The following is a 20,599-nucleotide window of genomic DNA, read 5'->3' as shown; positions in this document are numbered from 1 at the left end:
CGGGAGGGGGAACTGTGATGGCCAATGATCACGACCACGACCACGACCACGATCATGGTCGGAACGGCAACGAGAGCCAGCCGCAGAACCAGGGGGAGCAACAGGACAGACCGCCGTCGCCCTGGGAGTGGACGGGCCCCGGTACGACCCAGCACCTCGGCACCGGACCTGGCGGCGCGGGCCAGGGCGGCCCCGGCCCCGCCGGGTCCGAGACCCCCTTATCGCCCCCGCCCCCGCCTCCGCCGCCGCCCGCCGCGCCGCCGGTGTACGACGCGGCCCCGCCCGGCTTCGGCCCGCCGACCCCGCCCGAGCAGCCCCTGAGCATGCCCCCGCCCGGGCACCTGATGGGCATGCCCCCGGTGCCCCCGGTGCCCCCGGCGCCGCCCGCGCCCCCGCAGCCCTGGGCGAACGCCGTCGCCGTCGCCCTCCTCAACCTCTCCTGCCTCGGCCTCGGCTACGTCCTCCTGCGGCGCTGGATCGGCGTCGTCGTCTGCTGCGCCGCCACCATCGCCCTGATCGTCGTGGCCCTGCCCGCCGACCCCGACGGCATCCCGGCCGGCGCGCTCATCGCGTACGCCGTGTTCGTCCTCCTCTCCGCCGCCGACGCGGCCCGCGTCGCCCGCCGCACCCCGCTCGCGCCCTGGGCCTCCGCCCGGCAGGGCCTGGTCGTGCCGCTCGCGCTCGTGCTCTTCGCCGTCCCGGTGGGCGGCGGCTTCGCGTACGGCGCCGCCCGCGACGAGGCGAAGGAGCAGCAGCTGCTCGACCAGCTCGCCGCCGCCGACAAGAAGGTCAAGGACTCCGAGGGCCAGAGCTTCATCGTCGTCGCCCCCGCCTACCGCCAGGCGCTCGACACCTACCAGCGGCTCGGCACCAAGCACTCCGGCTCCCGGGCCGGGAAGCTGGTCCCCGACCGGCTCCAGACCTACTGGACCTCGGTGGCCACCCCGTACACGAAGAAGGACTACTGCTCGGCCGTCCCCGCCCTCCAGCACCTGCGCTCGCTGCCCGGCACCGTCGACCGCGGTCTGCTCGGCACGCTCGTCGGCCGGGCCGACGACCCGCTCGCGGAGTCGTGGTTCGAGTGCGGCACGCGCACGATCGGCACGGTCGGGCAGGAGACGACCTCGGGCGAGCACCTGAACTCGCTGCTCTCCACCTTCCCGAAGTCGCCGTTCGCGCAGAAGATCGAGCCCACGCTGCGGGAGAACCTGCGCAACCGCGAGAAGGGCCTCGGGACCGCCCCCTGCGTCACGGTGGCCGACCTGCGCCGCTTCGACACCACGGTCGACGCGCTGCCCAGCGCGACCTTCGCGGCGCTCGGCGCGGACGTGACCCGGTCGATCGAGAAGGGCGACTTCGGCTGCGGCATCGACCACTTCAAGAAGAAGGAGTTCACCGAGGCGATCTCGACGATGACGGACTACGTGAAGGCCTACCCGTCAAGCCCGCAGGCCGACCAGGCCCGCAACGTCGCCATCGCCGCCGAGATCGCGGGCGAGACCCCCGCGGCGGGCAACAAGGTGCCGTCCGGGGCCACTTCGAGCGGCTCGGGCCAGCTCATGGTCATCAGCAACGACGGCCCCGGCGAGGTCGAGGTCCTCTACACCGGCCCCGTCACCGGCCGCGTCACCATCCCCGCCTGCACCACCTGCACCGCCTACCCGGCGCTGCTCGTCCCGCGCGGCGGCCTCAAGCCCTGCGCGGGCGCGTCCTCGAAGTACCCGAAGCGCGTGCTGACGCTGCCGCCCGGCAGCTACCAGATGCTCCAGAAGCGGGACAGCACGAGGACGTCGGCGCAGGTGAAGAAGGGCAGCACGGCGAAGATCGAGTCCGGCTACAGCTACACCAACTGCCTGTACGTGACCTCACTGCTCAGCCGGTAAGGGCCCTCTACGGGGGGGCGGGGCAGGTGCCTCAGCGGCGGCGCAGGACCCGGAGCGAGTCGGTGACCGAGACCTCCTCGAAGTCACCGGACTCCACCGCACGCAGATAGATGCGGTACGGGGCCTGCCCGCCGTCCTCCGGGTTCGGGAACACGTCGTGGATGACGAGCGTGCCCCCGGGCGCCACCTTCGGCGCCCACCCCTCGTAGTCGGCGGTCGCGTGCTCGTCGGTGTGGCCGCCGTCGATGAACACGAACCCGAGCTGCCCGCCCCACACCGCCGCGACCTGCGGCGAACGCCCGACGACCGCGATGACGTGGTCCTCAAGTCCCGCCTTGCGCAGGGTCCTGCGGAAGGTGGGGAGGGTGTCCATGACCCCCACCTCCGGGTCGACGACGGTCGGGTCGTGGTACTCCCAGCCCGGCTGCTGCTCCTCGCTGCCCCGGTGGTGGTCCACCGTCACCGCGACGGTCCCCGCCGCCCGCGCCACGTCCGCCAGGAGCACGGTCGAACGCCCGCAGTACGTGCCGACCTCCAGGATCGGCAGCCCGAGCCGCCCGGCCGCGTCGGCGGCCGCCTCGTACAGCGCGAGACCTTCCTTGACCGGCATGAAGCCCTTGGCGGCCTCGAAGGCGGCAAGGATCTCGGGGCTGGGCGCGGTCGCGGCCTCGGCGGCGGTCATGGGCGGGTCCTCCTGCTGGTGACGGGACTACTCGTGGGTAAGCGGGTGTGGCCGCCCATCGTGCCCTACCCGTCGCACTCGAACCACACCGTCTTCCCGTCCCGCCCGTCCCGCCCGTCCCTCCTGTCCTGACACCCCCACCGATCCGCCACCGCCTCCACCAGCGCGAGCCCCCGCCCGCTCTCGGCGAGCGGTTCGGCCGCCTTCGCGTACACCGCCCCCGGCACGTCGTCCGTGACCTCGACCCGCAGCCCGTACGGCTCCCGCAGGATGAGGACCGTGCACCGCCGGTCCGGCACGTGCCGTACGACGTTCGCGACGAGCTCGGTGAGGGCGAGCGTCCCGGCGTCGGCGAGCGGGTCGAGCCCCCAACGCGTGAGGAACATGCGGAGGATGCGCCGCATGTGACCGGCGGAGTGCTCACCCACGGTGAAGCCCATGCGGTAGCTGGAGGCAAGTTCCGTCGGATAGAGGTCGGTTGTGTGATTCATGCCACCAGAGTGGAGTGGTCTCGTTACGCTCGGCTACGAGCGGGAAGCAACCGCTGGACTCGTGAGCTTGAGGAGTGACCGCCTCGTGGCCAATGTTCGCATCCTTGATCCGTTCGCTTCGCCCTTGGATTACTACGGTTCGGAATTACGCCGGTTGAGGAAGGCGGCGAAACTCAACCAAGATCAATTGGGTGATCTTCTGTACTGCACGGGTTCGCTGGTGGGCCAGATCGAGACCGCGCGGAAGGTACCGACGCGTGAGTTCTCGGAACGAGTCGACAAGGCGCTGGGGCGGACGGGCTGTTCTCAAGGCTCGTCGGCCTGGTGCTGAGGAGTCAACTCCCCACCTGGTTCCAGGAGTACGCCGAAATGGAGGCGAAGGCCGCCTACATCTCGACGTACCAGTCGCAGATGGTCTACGGCCTTCTGCAGACGGAGGCGTATGCCCGGGCGGTTCTGGCTACAGGGATGCCGGACAACCTGGACGAGCTGGTCGCGGCTCGCATCGACCGCCAGCGCCTCTTGGCGCAGAAGAGGCCGCCGATGATCTGGGTCATCCTCGACGAGGCCGCCCTGTGCAGGCCGATCGGCTCTCGCGCAATCATGCGCGACCAACTCGAGCACCTGTTGAGTCTCAGGCGGCAGCGTTGGGTGCACGTCCAGGTGCTTCCCTTCGCGGCGGGCGAGCACGCCAGCCTGATCGGCTCGTTCAACTCCCTCAGGTTCGAGGACGATCCTGACGTCGTGTACACGGAGGATCTGATCTCGGGCCACACCACGGCCAATGAGGACACGGTCCGGGAGGCCGCACTTCGTTACGCTCACTTGCAGGCGTCCGCCCTCTCCGTAGAGGATTCAGCGGAACTGATCTTGCGCGTGATGGAGGAACGTTATGGGGACCAACGCGCTGTGGCGTAAGTCGTCGTACAGCGGCCCCAACGGCGGCGACTGCGTCGAGTGCGCACCGGTCGGCTCCGTCACCTGGCGCAAGTCGTCGTACAGCGGCTCCAACGGCGGCGACTGCATCGAGTGCGCGCCCCTCGGCACGGCCGCCTGGCACAAGTCCTCGCACAGCGGCAACACCGGCGGCGACTGCGTCGAGGTCGCCGACCTCACCGCGCACATCGCCATGCGCGACTCCAAGAACCCCACCGGCCCCCACTTCCTCACCACGCCCGCCGCGTTCGCGGCCTTCGTCACGGCCGCCGCGCGAGGGACGCTCCGCTGATCGCTCTCATAGGCATGGTGATCCTGGCCCTCGCCCTTCCGGCGTGGGCCGGGATCGCGGTCGTGGGGTGGGTACGGGCCCGCCGGGGCGACGCGCCTGCGCCCGGGCAAGGGGGCAGGCGCAAGCCAACGCCGGCCAAGGTTGCCGCCCTGGTGGCGGGGCTCGCGGCGGTCGGTGGGGCGGCGGTGCACGCATACGGGCTGTCGTACCTGCCGTTCCTTTTCCCTGAGGACGCCTGCTACTTCAACGCGGGTACGAAGAGGATGCCGGACTCGTCGGACGCGTTGCCGGTGAGTCTCGTGTGTGCGGGTGAGGAGATCGTGCCGTGGTGGGTGAACCCGGCGCTGCTGGTGTTCGCGGTCACGGTCGTCGGGGCAACGGTCGCGTCGGTGGTGTTGGCGGTACGGGCCCGGCGGGCGAGGCGGCGGGACGCGGTGTGAGCCGCGAGGTGCCGAGGCCGACACCGTTCGATCCGGAAGTGGCGGCGGCGCTGGCGGCGTTGGGGCGGGCGAAGGACCGTACGCCGATCGCGGCCGTCGCGGACCTGGCCGCGCACCGCGCGCGGGACGCGGCCTCCCGGCCCCGGCCGACGCTCGACGAACTGCGGGACGGCGGACGCTTCGAGGTGATGGAACGGCGGGTGCCGGGGCCGTCCGGGGCGCCGGAGGTGACGTTGGTGAGCGCGCGGCCCGCGGGGGCCGGTGGGGCGTTGCCGTTGCTGTACTACCTGCACGGTGGGGCGATGGTGATGGGCAACGCGTGGTCCGTGCTGCCGACGGTGCTGCGGGAGTGGGTGGAACCGCTGGGGGTGGCGGTGCTGTCGGTGGAGTACCGGCTGGCGCCGGAGGCGCCGTATCCGGCGCAGGTGGAGGACGCGTACGCCGGTCTGGAGTGGGCGGTGGCGCACGCGGGGGAGTGGGGGATCGACCCCGGGCGCCTGGTGATCGGCGGGAAGAGCGCGGGCGGCGGGCTCGCGGCGGCCCTTGCCCTGCTCGTACGGGACAGGGGGAGCCTGCCGGGGGCCCTGGGGCAGATGTTGCTGTCGCCGATGCTGGACGACCGGACGGTCACCACGCCTACTGATCCAGCGAACTCGGCGCGGGCGATGTCCGGGGTGGACGTGTGGGACCTGGTCTCGCACGGGACGGTGTGGCGGGCGTATCTGGGGGAGCGGTTCGGGGCGGCGGAGCTGCCGCTGTACGCGGCGCCGGGGCGGGCGGGGCCGGGGGACCTGGCCGGGCTGCCGGAGGCGTACGTGGAGGTGGGGTCGGCGGAGATGTTCCGCGACGAGGGCGTGGCGTACGCGAACGCGCTGTGGCGGGCGGGCGGTCAGGCGGAACTGCACGTCTGGGCGGGGGCGTGCCACGGGTTCGACGGGATCGCCAGGACCGCTGAGGTGACGCGGGCGGCGCGCCGTACGCGTACGGCGTGGCTGCGGCGGATCCTCGCGCGGGCGGCGGAAGGTTAGGGGTGTCCCCGGCGGGCCGGGGCGCACAGGCCCCCGCATCGCCGTCTCTCCGTCCCCTGGAGTGTCCCGTGCCCGAGATGAACGGCAACTACAAAGCCGGTACGCCGTGCTGGATCGACCTGATGGTGCCCGACCAGCAGGCCGCGCTCGACTTCTACTGCGACCTGTTCGGGTGGCAGGGAGAGGTCGGTCCTGCGGAGACCGGCGGATACGCGGTCTGCACCCTGAAGGGGCAGCCGGTCGCCGGGATCATGGCGGCGATGAACCCGGACGGGACGGTGCCGGACCCGATGCCGCCGACCGTGTGGACGACGTATCTGGCCACGGACGACCTCGACGCCACCGCGAAGGCGGTCGCGCAGGCGGGCGGCACGGTGATCGTTCCGCCGATGGACGTGATGGACCTGGGTCGGATGGCGGTGGTCGCCGACCCGACGGGGGCGGTCGTCGGCTTCTGGCAGCGGGGCACGTTCGACGGCGCGCGGATCGTGAACGAGCACGGCGCGCTGGTCTGGAACGAGGTCGTCACCAAGGACCTCCCGGCCGCGTCCGCGTTCTACTCGACCGTCCTTCCGGTGACCACGGCGGCGTCGGAGATGCCGGGCGCCGAGGGCTACATCGAGTACCAGGTCGACGGCCGCGCGGTGGCCGGGATGATGGACCTGAACAGCTTCCCGGAAGGTGTGCCGCCGCACTGGCAGGCGTACTTCAGCGTCGACGACGTCGACTCGATCCAGGCCGCTGCCGTGCGCGCCGGGGGGACCGTCCTCGCCCCGGCGTTCGACATGGCGGCGGGCCGGATGGCGGTCCTGGCGGACCCGCAGGGCGGCCCGTTCTCGGTGATCAAGGCGTCGAGCCCTAGCTAGGTCCCGGCCCCGGCGCATCCCTCGTCGTGCCGCGACCCCGGAGGTAGGGTCGCGGCATGACGGGATCTTGGTACGTCGTCCTCGAAGAGGAGACGGAGCGGTACGTGAGCATCGACGGCGAGGGCCACGATCTGTACCGCTGGCACTTGGCCCGTACCACCGAGGTCGAGGGCGACCGGTCGGCGGCCGAGGCGGCGGCCCGGGAACTCGCCGAGAGCCATCTCCCGGCGCAGATCGCCCGCTTCCTGAACCCGGGCGGCCGTCCGGCACGCCAGATCTACCGGATGCCGGACGGCACGCTGCTGGTCCGGCTGACGCGCGCGTACGACGAGACCCGGTTCCGGGTGAGCGTCGGCGAGCTGGTCTCCTCGCAGGAGGAGATCGAGGGCAGGCGTCGCCCGGAGTCCCCGAGGGGCCTGAGGCGCTTCTTCGGCTAGGCCGTGCAGCCGGGCAGCCGGGCGGCCGGGCAGCCGTGCCTAGTTGCCGGTCTTGCCGTCGAGGAGCTCGCGCAGGATGTCCAGGTGGCCGTTGTGGCGGGCCGTCTCCTCGGTGAGGTGGAGGAGGATCCAGCGCAGGTCGACGTGGCGACCGTCGCGGATGGGGCGCACGGCCCGCTGGTCCAGGTCGGTCGCGGCGACCAGTTCGCGGTAGCGGGCGCTCTGTTCGGCGTACTCGTCGAGCAGCTGCGTGAGCGGGAAGTCGACGGCGATCCGCATCTCGCCGTCCGGGTCCTCGTCCGTGATGGGCGCCAGGTCCTCCTCGCCGAGGAAGACCACCTGGAACCAGTAGTACTCGACCCAGCGGAGGTGGTTGATCACCCCGTTGACGGTCATCAGCGGAGAAGTCGGCAGGATCGCCTTGCGTGCGTTCTCGGCGGAGACGCCGTAGCACTTGGCGCGGGCGATGTTCCGCGTGTAGTCGAGGAACGTGGTCAGCTGCGTGCGCTCGTCCCAGGCGGACGGCGTGTCATCGATCTTGGTCATCGCGCGCAGCATCCCTGACCACCGCGCCCGCTGTCGAGACATTTATCGACGCGTGCCGGGAAGACGCGTGCCGGGAATCGGATCGCCGTCGACGGGGTTGGCGGGGGGACCAGCCGTTGTCCGATGAGCGGTTGTCGACGAGCCGTTATTGATGAGCCGCTAGGGGAGTGTCATGCGAGCGATCCAGGTGCACGAGGTGGGCGGTCCCGAGGTGCTGCGGGAGGCCGAGGTGGACCAGCCGCGGCCGGGTCCCGGCGAGGCGGTCGTGGAGGTCGCCGCGTCCGGGGTCAACTTCCTCGACGTCTACCACCGCGAGGGCCGCTACAGCCTCCCGCTGCCCTTCACCCCGGGCGCCGAGGGCGCCGGGACGGTCGTCGAGGTCGGACCCGGCGTCACCGACGTCGCCGTCGGGGACCGGGTCGGTTGGGTGGAGATTCCCGGCTCGTACGCCGAGCGGGCCGTCGTGGACGCCTCCCGGCTGGTGCCGCTGCCCGACGACATCGACTTCGAGACAGCCGCCGCCGTGCTCCTCCAAGGCATGACCGCGCACTATCTCGTCAAGGACGCCTACCCGGTTCAGGACGGCGACACGGTGCTCGTGCACGCGGCTGCCGGTGGCATGGGGCTGCTGCTGACCCAGCTCATCACCCATCTCGGCGGCAGGGTGATCGGCACGACGTCGACCACGGCGAAGGCCGAGCTGGCGAAGCGTGCCGGGGCCGCCGAGGTGATCCTCTCCTCCGCGGTCGACGACCTCGCGGCCGAGGTGAGGCGGCTCAACGGCGGTCAGGGACTGCCGGTCGTCTTCGACGGCGTCGGCGCGCACACCTTCGACGCGAGCCTCGCCGTCCTGCGGCCCCGCGGCCACCTCGTGCTCTTCGGCGCGGCAAGCGGTGCCGTGCCGCCGTTCGATCCGATGCGGCTCGCCGCCGGCGGTTCGCTGACCCTGATCCGGCCCAGCCTCGGGGACTTCATCGCCGACCGGTCCGAACTGCTCCGACGGGCCGCCGACGTGTTCGAGTGGGTGCGCTCCAAGGCCCTTGAGATCACCGTGACGGGCCGCTACGCCTTGTCCGAGGCCGCCAGGGCCCACAGCGACCTGGAGGCTCGGCGTACCACCGGCAAGCTGCTCGTCATACCTGGTGCCGCCGCTCCTGGACACCGCGAGGAGGCCCAGAGCTGATCGCCGGTGCGGGTGTCGGTACTGGTACCGGTACTGGTACCGGTACCGGTGCCGGTGATGAGGCCGGGGAGCCTTGAGGCCGGGGCCTGGAGACCGATCCGCGCGTGCGGCTCTCACCGACTTGCCGAACTCACCGCTCACCGACCTGCCGCTCACCGACTTGCCGAACTCACCGCGCAAGGACGGCCCGCAGCCGCAGCACCCCCGCCTTCCACTCCTCCCCGTCCGACTCCTCCCACAGCTCGAGCAGCTCCGACTCCGCCCCGAGCACCCGGTCGAGCGCCGCCACGGCGGGCGGGCGGAGGGCGGTCGGCAGGGCCGGTATCGGTTCCTTCGGGCCGTACGAGGTGGTCACCGGGTCGCCGCCCGGGCACTGCGCGGCGACCAGGGCCGCGGCGGCGATCGCCTCGACCCCGAGGTCGGCGTCGAGGTACTCGTCGCCGGTGCCGGTGACCTCCTCGAAGGCGGCGAGGAGAACCGCCGCCTTGTTCGCCTCCGGCGCGGCGTCGATCCGGTACGAGAAGTCGGCGGCCGTGTCGTTGTCGAACGGACCGATGTCCCAGGTACCCATGCTGTGCCCACTCTCTCCCGGCCACCCGGCGGACGCCGTCCCTGACCCTTGCTCCGCATCCTCGCACCCGCCACTGACAACGCCCCGGGAGACGACGGCCGCCCGTCCCGAACCCCGCCCTCGGACGGTCAGCGGGTCTCGATGCGCAGGCCGCCCGTGGTCACCTGGCGGATGGGCTCGCTCGCCAGCAGGTCGTGCGGCTGGCCGAGGGCGATCGCGCTCGCCGCGTCGAGCCGGGCCAGGTGCGCGTCCGTCAGTTCGACCGCCAGGGCGCCCAGGTTGTCCTCCAGCTGGGCGGGGGTGCGGGCGCCGAGCAGGGTGCTCGTCACGCCCGGCTTCCGCAGCGTCCAGGCCAGCGCCACCTGGGCCGGGGTGTGCCCCAGCTCGTCGGCCAGCTCACCGACCACCCCGGCCACACCGAGGCTGCGTTCGGTGAGGGTGCCCAGGGCGAGGTTGTGGCTCCGGCGGGTGCTCCCGTCGGGACCCGGGCCCGCCGCGCCCACGTCGTCGCGGCCGTACTTGCCGCTGAGCACCCCGCCGCCGAGCGGCGAGTACGGGACCACGCCCAGGCCCAGCTCGCGGGCCATCGGGATCAGGTCGCGCTCCGCGGTGCGTTCGATCAGGCTGTATTCGAGCTGGAGCGCGACCAGCGGCGACCAGCCGCGCAGATCGGCGATCGTCTGCATCCGGGACACCTGCCAGGCCGGGGTGTTGGAGATCGCCACGTAGAGCACCTTGCCCTGCCGGACCAGGTCGTCCAGACCGCGCAGCACCTCCTCCACCGGCGTCCGGGCGTCCCACACGTGCAGGTACAGCAGGTCGATGTAGTCGGTGCCCAGCCGCCGCAGGCTGCTCTCCACCGAGCCGAACAGCGCCTTGCGGTGCCCGCCCCCGGAGTTCGGGTCGCCGGGACGGCGCAGCGTCGAGTACTTCGTCGCAAGGACCAGGCGTTCGCGCTCCTCACGGGCGAACTCGCCGAGCAGCCGCTCGGAGCTGCCCTCGGTGTAGGTGTCGGCGGTGTCGAGGAGGTTGCCGCCGAGCCCGACGTACCGGTCGAACAGCTCGCGGGCCTCGGCCCGTTCGGCGCCCCACCCCCATTCGGTGCCGAAGGTCGCGGTGCCCAGGGCCAGCGGGGAGACCCGCAGTCCCGAGCGGCCGAGCAGCCGGTAGTCGTCCAGGGCCAGTGCCATCAGGCTCTCCTGCGTTCGCGCCCGTGCGCCTGTCCCTCTACGGGCTCGGGCTCGGGCTCGTGTTCCGTTTCCGGAACCGAGTCTGCGGCGGCGGCCGGCCCTGGATAAGGGAGAGAACTTCCTGGGAAGAGCGGTCCCACCCTGGCGGGTTGGACCGGTCATGACGACCCGAACCATCCACCCCGCCATGGACCCCACCCAGGAGTTGGCCGCGTTCCTGCGGAGCAGGCGCGAAGGGCTCGACCCCGACCGGCTCGGCCTGCCGTCGCACCGGCGGGCCCGGCGGACGCCGGGGCTGCGCCGCGAGGAGGTCGCCGAGCTGGCCGGGGTGAGCACCGACTACGTGGTCCGGCTTGAGCAGGGCCGGGGCCTGCGGCCGTCCGCGGAGGTGCTTGCGGCGCTGGCCCGGGCGCTGCGCCTGGACGCCGGCGAACGCGACTACCTCTTCGACCTGGCCGGACACCGCCGCCCCGGCACCACCGGCGGCCCGGCCTCCGATGCGGCGCCGTCGCTGGCCCGCCTGGTCGGCGACCTCTCCCCGCTGCCCGCCATGCTGCTGGACCACCGTTACGACATCCTCGCCTGGACCCCCGAAATGGCCCGGCTGCTCCCGGACTTCGACGCCGTGCCGCCCGCCCGGCGCAACGCCATGTGGCTCTGCCTCCTGCACCCGGCCATGCGCGGCTTCTACGCCGACCGTGAGCAGGTCCTGCGGGACGGCATCGCCCACCTGCGCGCGGCCTGGGCCGCTCACCCGGAGGACCGCGAACTGGCCGACCTCATCGCCGAGTTCGTCAAGGAGGACGAGGACTTCGCCCGCCTGTGGTCGGAGCGGGAGGTCGGTGTCAACGGACGCGGCCGCAAGCTGCTGCGGCATCCGGTCGCCGGTGCGATCACCGTCGACTTCGAGGTCCTGCAACCGCTCCAGGACCCGGGACTGCGCCTGCTCGTCTACCGCCCGGCGGACGAGGAGAGCCGCGCGGCCCTGGACCGCCTGTGCGCCCGATGACCGGCCACCGGCCCCGGCCCCGGCCGCCGGCACCGGCCCTCGCCCCCGCCTCCCGCCCGGGCCCCCACCCCGCCTCCCGCCCCAACTCCTCACCGATCTGACCTTCCGTCAGATTGGAACGTGTTCTAGTCTGCCGCCCATGGGCATCGCCATCACGCACGAACAGCGGGAGCTCGCCCGGTCCGTACGCGGCTGGCTCACCCGCGCCGTACCGCCCGAGGACGTCCGTAAGCACCTCGACCTCCCCGAGCTCGCCGCCACCCGCCCCGCGTACTGGACCGGGCTCGCCGGGCAGGGGCTGCTCGGGGTGCATCTGCCGGAGGAGTGCGGCGGGGCGGGCGGGAGTCTGACGGACCTCGCCGTGGTCCTGGAGGAGGCCGCCCGGGCGCTGCTGCCGGGGCCGTACCTGCCGAGCGTCCTCGCCGCCGAACTGCTGCACCGGGCCGGGCGCGGCGAGGAGGCCGCCGCGGTCTGCGAGGGGGAGCGGATCGCCGCCGTCGCGCTCGACGCCGGGACGCTCACCGCCGCCCCCTCGCACAGTGCCGACGGCCTCGTCCTCGACGGCCTCGCCCCGCCCGTCCTCGGCGCCGCCTGCGCCGACCTGCTCATCCTCCCGGCCCGCGCCGTCCACGGCACCGTGTGGCTCGCCGTCGACGCCGACACCCTCGCCGTACGCCCGCAGACCGGCGCCGACCCCACCCGGCCGACCGCCGAGGTGCGGGCCGACGGCGTGCTCGTACCGGCCGGGCGGCTGCTCGGCGCGCTCGACACCGCCACCGTGCGCGACCTCGCCGCCGTCCTCTTCGCCGCCGACGCCTGCGGCACCGCGGGCCGCGCCCTCGACACCGCCGCCGAACACGCCCGCACCCGCGTGCAGTTCGACAAGCCCATCGGCCAGTTCCAGGGCGTCAAGCACCTGTGCGCCGACATGCTCGTCCGGCTCGAACAGGCCCGCGCCCTCACCTGGGACGCGGCCCGCGCCGCCCACGAGACCCGCGTCGGAGACGCGTCGGGGACGCGCTCGCTCACCGCCGCCCTCGCCGCCGCGACCGCCCTCGACGCCGCCTACACCGTCGCCAAGGACAGCATCCAGATCCTCGGCGGCATCGGCTTCACCTGGGAACACGACGCCCACCTCGCGCTGCGCCGCGCCCTCGTCGCCCGCCAGCTCCTCGGCACCGGCGACACCCACCGGCTCGCCGCCGTCCGGCACGCCGCCACCGGAGCCCGCCGCGAACTCCGCCTCGAACTCCCGGCGGAGGCCGAGGAGTTCGGGGCGGCGGCCCGTACGGCCCTGGCCCCCGCCGCCGGACTCGAACCCCGCGCCGCCCGCAAGGCGCTCGCCGCCACCGGCTACGCCGCCCCGCACCTCCCGGAACCGTACGGACTCGGCGCCGGGCCCGTACAACAGCTCGCCGTACAAAGGGAGATGGAAGCCGCCGGGGTCGTCCTCAGCCCGCTGTCCATCGCCACCTGGGTCGTCCCCTCGCTCCTCGCGTACGGCACCGAGGCCCAGCAGGAACGCCACCTGCTGCCCACCCTGCGCGGCGAACAGCAGTGGTGCCAGCTCTTCTCCGAACCCGAGGCGGGCTCCGACCTCGCCGCCCTGCGCACCCGCGCCGAACGCCTCGACGACGGACGGTGGCGGATCGACGGGCAGAAGGTGTGGACGAGTTCGGCCCAGATCGCCGACTACGGCATCCTGCTCGCCCGCACCGATCCCGAAGCGCCCAAGCACCGCGGCCTCAGCTACTTCGTCGTCGACATGAAGAACACCCCCGGCATCGACATCCGGCCGCTGAAGGAGATCACCGGCGAATCCCTCTTCAACGAGGTGTGGTTCGACGGCGCGGTCCTCCCGGCCGACGCCGTCGTCGGCGAGGTGAACGACGGCTGGCGGGTCGCCCGCAACACCCTCGGCAACGAACGCGTCCACATGGCCGACCAGGTCGCCTTCGACAACGGCCTGGAGGCGTTGATCGCGGCGGCCTCGGGCGCCGTGGGCACCTCCGGCGCCTCGGGCCAGGACGCCGACGCGTCCGTACGGGTCAGGGTCGGCGCCCTCGTCGCCGAGGCGCACGCCCTCGCCTGCATCGGACTGCGCACGACGCTCCTCCAGGTCTCGGGCCTCGAACCGGGCCCGGGCGCCAGCGTCCGCAAGCTCGTCCAGACCCTGCACCAGCAGAAGGTCGCCGAACTGCGCCTCGAACTCCTCGGCCCGGCGGGCGCGGTGGCCGAGGGCCCCGGCGAACGGGCCGTGCACGGACTGCTGATGTCGCGCTGCCTGACCATCGCGGGCGGCACGACCCAGGTGCAGCTGAACGTCGTCGCCGAGCGCCTGCTCGGCCTCCCCAGAGACTGAACCGAGACTGACCCGAGACTGATGCGAACAGAACTGAGAGGTCCTGCTGTGAAGTCGTACATCGTCGGCGTGGGCATGACGAAGTTCGAGAAGCCGGAGACCCGGGACTGGCAGTACTGGGACATGGCGAAGGAGGCAGGCACCGCCGCCCTCGCGGACGCGGGGATCCCGTACGACCTGGTCGAACAGGTCCCGGTCGGCTACTGCTTCCAGGCGTCGACGGCCGGTCAGCGCGCCGCCTACGAGATCGGGCTCAGCGGCGTCCCGATCTACAACGTCAACAACAACTGCGCGACCGCGTCGACCGCGTTGATGATGGCCCGGCAGTTCGTCGAGGGCGGCGGCGCGGACTGCGTGCTCGCGCTCGGCTTCGAGAAGATGGCGCGCGGCGCCCTCGGCGGCGGCTCGGACGGCGGCGACTTCAAGACCTCGCCGGTCGCCCGGCACTACGGGATCATGGCCGCCGGGCACGGCTTCGAGATGTCGCCGCCCACCGCCCAGATCTTCGGCAACGCGGCGCGCGAGCACATGGAGCGCTACGGCACCACCGAGGCGCAGCTCGCGGCTGTCGCCGCCAAGAACCACCGGCACTCCTCGCAGAACCCCAACGCGCAGTTCCAGGACGTCTACACGGTCGAGGAGATCCTCGCCGCCAAGACCATCCACCGGCCGCTCACCAAGCTCCAGTGCTCCCCGACCTCCGACGGCGCCGCCGCCGCGGTCGTCGTCTCGGAGCGGTTCGTCGCCGCCCACGGCCTGGCCGACCGGGCGGTGGAGATCGTCGCGCAGGCGATGACCACCGACACCGAGGAGTCCTTCGCCTCCGGCTCCTGCATCGACGTCGTCGGCCGCCCGATGTCACGGGCGGCGGCGCGCCAGGTGTACGAGGCGTCCGGGCTCGGCATCGAGGACGTCGACGTGATCGAGCTGCACGACTGCTTCTCGATCAACGAGCTGCTGACGTACGAGGCGCTCGGGATGTGCGAGGAGGGCGCGTCCGGCAAGCTCGTGGAGTCGGGGGCGACGACGTACGGCGGGCGGTGGGTGGTGAACCCGTCGGGCGGTCTGATCTCCAAGGGCCACCCGCTGGGCGCGACCGGGCTCGCGCAGGCGACGGAGCTGGTGTGGCAGCTGCGCGGCGAGGCGGGCCCGCGCCAGGTGGCGGGGGCGCGGGTCGGGCTCGCGCACAACATCGGGCTGGGCGGGGCGGCGGTGGTGACGCTGCTGCGACGATAGGGCGCATGCCGCAGCAGAGAACGTCTTCGTCGTCGTCGCCGTCCGACCCCGAGATACCCGGGATGTCCGGGGCCGCCGGGCCCGGGCCCGGGTCCGGGCCGGTCCGGGACCCACGCCTGATGTGGCTGGTGGTGCTGATCGCCAGCGCGGGCCAGTTCCTGGTGGTGCTCGACGTGTCGGTGGTGAACGTGGCGCTGCCGTCGATGCGGACGGCGCTCGGGCTGAGCGCCTCCGGCCTGCAGTGGGTCGTGAACGTGTACTCGATCGCCTTCGCGGGCTTCATGCTGTTCGGCGGCCGGGCGGCGGACCTCTTCGGCCGCAAGCGGATGTTCGTGACGGGCCTGCTCCTGTTCACGCTCGCCTCGCTCGCGGGCGGCCTCGCCCAGGAGGGCTGGCAGCTGCTCGCCGCCCGGGCCGTGCAGGGCCTGGGCGCGGCGGTGCTGTCGCCCGCGACGCTCACCCTGGTCACCGCGGCCGTCCCGGCGGGCCCGGCCCGCACCCGGGCGGTCGCCACCTGGACGGCGGTGGGCGCGGCGGGCGGCGCGGCCGGTGGCCTGGTCGGCGGCGTGCTGGTGGACCTGCTGTCGTGGCGCTGGGTGCTGCTCATCAACGTGCCGGTGGGGGCGCTCGTGGTGACGGGCGCGCTGCTGTGGCTGAACGAGAGCAAGCACCCCGGCGCGGGACGGCGGCTCGACCTGCCGGGCGCGGTCCTGGTCACCGGGGGCCTCGCGACCCTCGCGTACGGCATCGTGCAGACCGAACAGGCGGGCTGGACCGCCCCCGCGACCCTCGCCCCGCTCGGCGCCGGCCTGCTGCTCCTGGCCCTCTTCCTGCTGGTCGAGCACCGCACGGCGGAACCCCTGATGCGGCTGCGGATCTTCCGCGTCCGCGCGGTGTCGGCGGCGAACGCGACGATGCTGATGTGCGGCTCGACGTCGTTCGCCATGTGGTTCTTCATGACCCTGTACGCGCAGAACGTCCTCGGGTACGGGCCGCTGGCCGCGGGCCTGGCCCTGGTCCCGAGCTCCGTCAGCGTCATCGCGGGCTCCAAACTGGCCCCCCGCCTGCTGCCCCGCTTCGGCGCCCGCCGGGTCGCCGTGACCGGCGCGCTGATCGCGGCGGCGGGCTTCGCCTGGCAGTCCACGATGACCGCCGACGGCACCTACGCGACCACCATCCTGCTCCCGGGCATCCTGATGATGTTCGGCATCGGCATCGCCTCCACCCCCCTCGCGGTCCTCGCCACCACCCAGGCCCCACCCGCCGAGGCGGGCCTCGCCTCCGGCCTCATCAACACCTCCCGCACCATGGGCGGCGCCCTCGGCCTCGCCATCCTCTCCACGGTCGCCGCCTCGACCACGGCGGGATCGACCTCGGCCGAGGCCCTGACCTCGGGTTACGCGATGGCGTTCCGGGTGGCGGCGGGGGTGCTGGTGGTGACGGCGGGCGTGATGGCGGTGTGGCTGCCGGGGCGGGAACGGCGGGAGGGGCGGGAGGGACACCCCGCCCGGTGAAGGAGTGGGGAAAGCGCAATCGGGACATCCGGGGGGAGAACCGCATGGAAACTTCGGTGACTTGCCAGACTCTCCACAATTCGGTTGACCTGGCCTGAAGCGGCGTCATTGGGTACCCCGTTGTTGCGTATGCAGCATGAACAGGGGTGGGGATTGTGAAGAGAAGGTGGGCGCCTTGGCGTGCCCGCAGATCGATGGCGGTGCTGGCTGTCCTGGCGACCGGCTCGGTGCTGCACGTTCCGGCGGCCCAGGCCGCGCAGCAGGCGCCGCAGACGTCGGAGTCCGTTTCGTCCGAGGACGAGGGCCGTCAGGCCCTTGAGCAGGCCAAGGCGTCCGGCAGCCAGGTGGAGGTGGAGGGGGAGCGCGGGGAACGGACAACGGTCTTCGCCAACCCTGACGGCTACAGCTTCACCTTGGAGGAGTCAGCCGTACCCGTCCGAGTGACGAAGCCGGGCGGCGGCTGGCAGGAGCCGGATGCGACGCTCGAGCGTCGCGCCGACGGCACGATCGGCCCCAAGGCGGCCTCGGCGGCGATGAGTTTTTCGCGGGGCGGCTCCACCGATCCGCTCGCGGTGATCGAGGAGCAGGGGCACACGCTGGAGCTCGCCTGGCAGGGCGGTGCCCTGCCGGCACCGGTCCTCGACGGCAACCACGCCGTCTACCACGACGTGCTTCCGGACGTCGACCTCAAGGTGACCGCCACCGTCGAGAGCTTCCAGCACGTGCTGGTGGTCAAGACGCCGAAGGCCGCGGCGAACCCGCGGCTCAAGGAGCTGACCTTCGGTCTGAAGACCAAGGGACTCCAGGTGCGCGAGGGTGCGGCGAGCACCCTGAACGCGGTCGACGCGGCCGGACGCACGGTCTTCCGTTCGCCTTCCGCCGTGATGTGGAACTCGGCGGGCAAGACACTCTCCGCCTCCGCGGGGACGCGGAAGGCGGCGCAGAAGTCGACGGCGCAGAAGTCGACGGCCCAGAGGTCGGAGGAGCCCGCGCAGGACGCGCGGGCGACCGACGCGCTCCGGGCGGAGGCGCAGGCAGCGGGCGCGGGCACGGCCCCGGGGGCGGGCGACAAGGTGTCCGTGATGCCGGTCAGGCTCGGCACCGGCACCGTGTCCGTGGTGCCGGACGGAGCGATGCTCGCCGAGACCGACACGGCGGCCTACCCGCTGTTCATCGACCCGACCGTGACCTGGGGCGAGGCGGAGCGCACCCTGCTGAACAGCCACGGGACGACGTCCTACGGCTGGGACAACGACAAGGACAACAATGGCCGGGGCATGGGCCTGTGCGGCAGCACGAGCAATGCCTACTGTGGAAACGGCTATGTGCAGCGCCTCTACTTCGAGTTCGCGCCGGACAGCCTCAAGGGCAAGCGGGTGCTCGACGCGACGTTCGCGGTGACCGAGCCGTGGGCGTACCAGTGCGAACCGCGACTGGTCGACCTGGTCCGTACCGACAACATCTCCTCCTCCACGACCTGGGCCTCCCGGCCGAAGGAACTGGACTGGCTGGTGGACGTGAACGTGTCGGCAGGGCGCGGGAACAACTGTCCCGAGCCGGCTCCGGACGCTCCGATCGAGTTCAACGACAGCCCCTCGGAGACGAACGAGAACCTCACTCCGACGGTGCGTGACTTCGCCGCCGGCAAGTTCTCGCGCCTGACGCTGGAGCTGCGCGCCCACGAAGAGAACGACCCCACCGCCTGGAAGCGGTTCAGGAACGACGCCGTCCTCCGCGTCGCCTACGTCGCGTACCCGGCCAAGCCGACGAACGTCGGCATCGTCACCGGCTCGGCGGCGGCCTGCAGCACCAACGACGCCGACCCGCGGATCATCTCCGACCCCACGCCCACCCTCACCTCCACGCCGCAGACGGCACCCGGCGGCGAGGCGGGCGCCAAGCTGCGCGCGTGGTTCCGGATCGAGACCCAGGCCGCGGACAAGACCTGGTCCGGTTCAGGCATCAGCAGCCCCACCGGCACGAACTCCATCGGCGACAACGTCAAGGCCACGACCAGCTGGGGCAAGCCGCTCGCCGAAGGGCCGCTGCACCGCTACGCGTCCCTCACCCAGGCGCTCTACGACGACGGGACGTACTCCCAGTCCTCGGGCTACACCAGCTGGTGCTACTTCAAGGTGGACCCGACCGCGCCCAAGCGGCCTTCGGTCGAGCTCAACGGCCCGTACAAGGAATGCCTGGTCAACGACTGTCCCGAGGCCGGAGCTCCCGGTGTGACCGGGTTCTTCACGTTCCGTCCCGCGGCCGGTGACACGAACAAGTCGTACCAGTACCGCACGACCGGGGCCACGGCGTGGAGTTCGATCAACGGTGGCGCCCCCAAGGCGGCGGTGACTCCGCCGTCGAAGGGGACGTACCAGCTCGAGGTGCGTGGCGTGGACACGCTGGGGCGCCCTGGCGCTTCGGCCTTCGTCGAGTTCAAGGTGTCGAGCGGCGAGGCGGCGGTCGCGCGTTGGAGCTTCGACGAGGAGTCCGGCGCGGCCCTTGACGCCTCGGAGATCGGCGGTTCCTCGCCGGCGACGCTGACGGGCACGGTGACCCGCGACGGTCGGGGACGACGTGGCCTCATCACCCGTGACGCGAACGGGCCGCTGGCCAAGCCTGTCACCGACAAGGGGCTGGCACTGTCGGGGACCGACGGTTACGCCTCGACCGTCGCACCCGTGGTTCAGACGGAAGCCTCGTACACCGCTTCGGCGTGGGTCCGACTGGACGACGGAGCGCGCAACTACACAGCCCTCGGACAGAACGGCACGTGGTACAGCGCCTTCTACCTGGGATACCGGTCGGACTCGAAGACCTGGGAACTGCGGACTTCTCCCAGGGACGCGTCCGACGGTGACATCAGCAACCAGATCATCACCGCAAAGCGTCCTGCGGCCATCGGGGCCTGGACGCATCTGGCGGCCGTTTACAACCAGGCGACGAAGCAGATCAAGCTCTACGTGAACGGGGAGCTGCAGGGCACTAAGGCGGTCGCTTCCTCGTGGGCGTCGACCGGTGGACTTCAGATCGGTCGCGTCACCTGGCGGCAGGCGTACTACGACTACTGGAAGGGTTCCCTCGACGAAGTCGCCGTCTGGCAGCGGGCCCTGACGGACGCGGAGATCGCGGACGAGGCCCGGACCCTGCTTCCCGGTGGCTTCCAGGCCGCCGAACTGGTCGCCGACTGGAACGCGTCCGGAGTCTCCGGCACCACCGTCACCGACACGACCTCCGGCTACGACCGGGCGCTGACGTTGCAGGGCGGCGGGTCCGTCAAGGACTCCGCCATCGAGTTCGACGGTGTGGACGACGCCGCGACCACCGCGGGCCCACTGGTCGACGACGCGGGATCGTTCACCGTCACGAGCGAGGTCGCCGTGGACAGCGCCAAGGCGCTCCAGAACGGCGTGGGGTATGTGGGCCAGATCGTCGGTCAGCGCACCGCGAACGGCTCCTCCTGGGGACTCTGGTTCAAGGTGACCGGCACGGAGGTCGTCTCCGAAGACGACGAGCCGGAGCCGCAGCCGGGCGAGGGAAAGACCGTTCCGGTCGGGTTCTGGCAGTTCGGGCGCGTCAACGCCGACGGAAGTTTCGACGGGGTCCAGTCCACGTCGAAGGCGGTGCTCGACACCTCCGTACGCCTGGTCGGGATCTTCGACGCCCAGGAGAAGAAGGTCACGCTGCGCGTGGGCACCTCGGCCGACGCTGAGCCCGGCGACTACACCGCCGCCCTGGGCAGTGGCGAGTTCGCGGTGGCCAAGGGCATGACCGGCGGGGTCTGGAAGCACTTCCTGCCCGCGCGGATCTCCGACCTCCGGGTCTGGGCGGGGGCCATGAACCACGAGGACCAGCTCGACGCCCAGATCGGGTCCTGATCGGCACGTCACACAACTGATCGGGTGGTGCCGCCTTCGCGGCGCCACCCGATCG

17 protein-coding genes and 1 pseudogene are annotated in these 20,599 nt (G+C 72.1%); 13 read left to right on the top strand and 5 right to left on the bottom strand.

Features of this window, described 5'->3' with window-relative positions; all coding sequences use genetic code 11:
• Positions 1-17 precede the first annotated feature (17 nt).
• Entirely contained in the window at positions 18-1,883 is a 1,866-nt protein-coding gene (locus ACIPXM_RS11865; protein ID WP_401654636.1) for a tol-pal system YbgF family protein, read from the top strand.
• A gap of 31 nt (positions 1,884-1,914) precedes the next feature.
• On the opposite strand, the gene ACIPXM_RS11860 is transcribed toward ACIPXM_RS11865, so the two are convergent.
• Together ACIPXM_RS11860 and ACIPXM_RS11855 are read right to left on the bottom strand one after the other, a co-directional pair.
• Entirely contained in the window at positions 1,915-2,565 is a 651-nt protein-coding gene (locus ACIPXM_RS11860; RefSeq protein WP_401654634.1) for a class I SAM-dependent methyltransferase, read from the bottom strand.
• 65 nt (positions 2,566-2,630) lie between these two features.
• Complete coding sequence (locus ACIPXM_RS11855; protein WP_401654633.1) at positions 2,631-3,056, bottom strand: ATP-binding protein; 426 nt, start codon at positions 3,054-3,056, stop codon at positions 2,631-2,633.
• Between the two features lie 85 nt (positions 3,057-3,141).
• Between ACIPXM_RS11855 and ACIPXM_RS11850 the strand changes: the two are divergent.
• The 6 genes and pseudogenes from ACIPXM_RS11850 to ACIPXM_RS11825 all read left to right on the top strand — a co-directional run bounded on the left by ACIPXM_RS11850 (position 3,142) and on the right by ACIPXM_RS11825 (position 7,055).
• Positions 3,142-3,974, top strand: a pseudogene (locus ACIPXM_RS11850) (Scr1 family TA system antitoxin-like transcriptional regulator).
• On the top strand, positions 3,949-4,284 hold the full coding sequence (locus ACIPXM_RS11845; protein WP_401654632.1) for a DUF397 domain-containing protein: 336 nt from the start codon (positions 3,949-3,951) through the stop codon (positions 4,282-4,284). Before ACIPXM_RS11850 ends, ACIPXM_RS11845 begins: the two are co-directional and overlap by 26 nt.
• 14 nt (positions 4,285-4,298) lie before the next feature.
• Positions 4,299-4,724, top strand: a complete 426-nt coding sequence (locus ACIPXM_RS11840) for a hypothetical protein (protein ID WP_401654631.1) — start codon at positions 4,299-4,301, stop codon at positions 4,722-4,724.
• 38 nt (positions 4,725-4,762) lie between these two features.
• Positions 4,763-5,752, top strand: coding sequence for an alpha/beta hydrolase (locus ACIPXM_RS11835; RefSeq protein ID WP_401654630.1), 990 nt, complete (start codon positions 4,763-4,765; stop codon positions 5,750-5,752).
• A 77-nt stretch (positions 5,753-5,829) separates the two neighbouring features.
• On the top strand, positions 5,830-6,618 hold the full coding sequence (locus tag ACIPXM_RS11830; RefSeq protein ID WP_401654812.1) for a VOC family protein: 789 nt from the start codon (positions 5,830-5,832) through the stop codon (positions 6,616-6,618).
• A 56-nt stretch (positions 6,619-6,674) separates the two neighbouring features.
• Complete coding sequence (locus ACIPXM_RS11825; protein ID WP_401654629.1) at positions 6,675-7,055, top strand: hypothetical protein; 381 nt, start codon at positions 6,675-6,677, stop codon at positions 7,053-7,055.
• A 39-nt stretch (positions 7,056-7,094) separates the two neighbouring features.
• On the opposite strand, the gene ACIPXM_RS11820 is transcribed toward ACIPXM_RS11825, so the two are convergent.
• Positions 7,095-7,601, bottom strand: coding sequence for a DinB family protein (locus ACIPXM_RS11820; RefSeq protein WP_401654628.1), 507 nt, complete (start codon positions 7,599-7,601; stop codon positions 7,095-7,097).
• A 172-nt stretch (positions 7,602-7,773) separates the two neighbouring features.
• On the opposite strand from ACIPXM_RS11820, the gene ACIPXM_RS11815 reads away from it, so the two are divergent.
• Complete coding sequence (locus ACIPXM_RS11815) at positions 7,774-8,784, top strand: quinone oxidoreductase family protein (RefSeq protein ID WP_401654627.1); 1,011 nt, start codon at positions 7,774-7,776, stop codon at positions 8,782-8,784.
• Positions 8,785-8,953: 169 nt separating this feature from the next.
• On the opposite strand, the gene ACIPXM_RS11810 is transcribed toward ACIPXM_RS11815, so the two are convergent.
• On the bottom strand, positions 8,954-9,355 hold the full coding sequence (locus ACIPXM_RS11810; protein WP_401654626.1) for a DUF4259 domain-containing protein: 402 nt from the start codon (positions 9,353-9,355) through the stop codon (positions 8,954-8,956).
• A 128-nt stretch (positions 9,356-9,483) separates the two neighbouring features.
• Complete coding sequence (locus ACIPXM_RS11805; protein WP_401654624.1) at positions 9,484-10,545, bottom strand: aldo/keto reductase; 1,062 nt, start codon at positions 10,543-10,545, stop codon at positions 9,484-9,486.
• Positions 10,546-10,705: 160 nt separating this feature from the next.
• Here ACIPXM_RS11805 and ACIPXM_RS11800 point away from each other — a divergent pair, with 160 nt between their 5' ends.
• The 5 genes from ACIPXM_RS11800 (at position 10,706) to ACIPXM_RS11780 (ending at position 20,544) form a co-directional block, all read left to right on the top strand.
• Complete coding sequence (locus ACIPXM_RS11800) at positions 10,706-11,554, top strand: helix-turn-helix domain-containing protein (RefSeq protein WP_401654623.1); 849 nt, start codon at positions 10,706-10,708, stop codon at positions 11,552-11,554.
• 139 nt (positions 11,555-11,693) lie between these two features.
• Positions 11,694-13,916 (top strand): acyl-CoA dehydrogenase, encoded by a 2,223-nt coding sequence (locus ACIPXM_RS11795; protein WP_401654622.1) that lies wholly within the window; start codon positions 11,694-11,696, stop codon positions 13,914-13,916.
• A gap of 48 nt (positions 13,917-13,964) precedes the next feature.
• Positions 13,965-15,152 (top strand): lipid-transfer protein, encoded by a 1,188-nt coding sequence (locus tag ACIPXM_RS11790; RefSeq protein WP_401654621.1) that lies wholly within the window; start codon positions 13,965-13,967, stop codon positions 15,150-15,152.
• A 62-nt stretch (positions 15,153-15,214) separates the two neighbouring features.
• Positions 15,215-16,666 (top strand): MFS transporter, encoded by a 1,452-nt coding sequence (locus ACIPXM_RS11785; protein WP_401654811.1) that lies wholly within the window; start codon positions 15,215-15,217, stop codon positions 16,664-16,666.
• A 194-nt stretch (positions 16,667-16,860) separates the two neighbouring features.
• Positions 16,861-20,544 carry a LamG domain-containing protein gene (locus ACIPXM_RS11780; RefSeq protein ID WP_401654619.1) on the top strand — a complete coding sequence of 1,228 codons (3,684 nt, stop codon included), beginning with the start codon at positions 16,861-16,863 and terminating at the stop codon, positions 20,542-20,544.
• Positions 20,545-20,599 lie beyond the last annotated feature (55 nt).

The organism is Streptomyces sp. NPDC090025 (genome assembly GCF_044748125.1).
Lineage (GTDB): Bacteria > Actinomycetota > Actinomycetes > Streptomycetales > Streptomycetaceae > Streptomyces.
The sequence above is the reverse complement of the archived record's forward strand: the minus strand, read 5'-3'. Positions and strand labels throughout refer to the sequence as shown.

What these genes read in the sequence shown, in the direction of transcription:
- ACIPXM_RS11800 (WP_401654623.1), top strand. Translation starts at nt 10,706, where the DNA reads ATGACGACCCGAACCATCCACCCCGCCATGGACCCCACCCAGGAGTTG.
- ACIPXM_RS11825 (WP_401654629.1), top strand. Translation starts at nt 6,675, where the DNA reads ATGACGGGATCTTGGTACGTCGTCCTCGAAGAGGAGACGGAGCGGTAC.
- ACIPXM_RS11860 (WP_401654634.1), bottom strand. Translation starts at nt 2,565, where the DNA reads ATGACCGCCGCCGAGGCCGCGACCGCGCCCAGCCCCGAGATCCTTGCC.
- ACIPXM_RS11795 (WP_401654622.1), top strand. Translation starts at nt 11,694, where the DNA reads ATGGGCATCGCCATCACGCACGAACAGCGGGAGCTCGCCCGGTCCGTA.
- ACIPXM_RS11810 (WP_401654626.1), bottom strand. Translation starts at nt 9,355, where the DNA reads ATGGGTACCTGGGACATCGGTCCGTTCGACAACGACACGGCCGCCGAC.
- ACIPXM_RS11855 (WP_401654633.1), bottom strand. Translation starts at nt 3,056, where the DNA reads ATGAATCACACAACCGACCTCTATCCGACGGAACTTGCCTCCAGCTAC.
- ACIPXM_RS11845 (WP_401654632.1), top strand. Translation starts at nt 3,949, where the DNA reads ATGGGGACCAACGCGCTGTGGCGTAAGTCGTCGTACAGCGGCCCCAAC.
- ACIPXM_RS11785 (WP_401654811.1), top strand. Translation starts at nt 15,215, where the DNA reads ATGTCCGGGGCCGCCGGGCCCGGGCCCGGGTCCGGGCCGGTCCGGGAC.
- ACIPXM_RS11840 (WP_401654631.1), top strand. Translation starts at nt 4,299, where the DNA reads ATGGTGATCCTGGCCCTCGCCCTTCCGGCGTGGGCCGGGATCGCGGTC.
- ACIPXM_RS11815 (WP_401654627.1), top strand. Translation starts at nt 7,774, where the DNA reads ATGCGAGCGATCCAGGTGCACGAGGTGGGCGGTCCCGAGGTGCTGCGG.
- ACIPXM_RS11805 (WP_401654624.1), bottom strand. Translation starts at nt 10,545, where the DNA reads ATGGCACTGGCCCTGGACGACTACCGGCTGCTCGGCCGCTCGGGACTG.
- ACIPXM_RS11820 (WP_401654628.1), bottom strand. Translation starts at nt 7,601, where the DNA reads ATGACCAAGATCGATGACACGCCGTCCGCCTGGGACGAGCGCACGCAG.
- ACIPXM_RS11865 (WP_401654636.1), top strand. Translation starts at nt 18, where the DNA reads ATGGCCAATGATCACGACCACGACCACGACCACGATCATGGTCGGAAC.
- ACIPXM_RS11780 (WP_401654619.1), top strand. Translation starts at nt 16,861, where the DNA reads ATGGCGGTGCTGGCTGTCCTGGCGACCGGCTCGGTGCTGCACGTTCCG.
- ACIPXM_RS11830 (WP_401654812.1), top strand. Translation starts at nt 5,830, where the DNA reads ATGAACGGCAACTACAAAGCCGGTACGCCGTGCTGGATCGACCTGATG.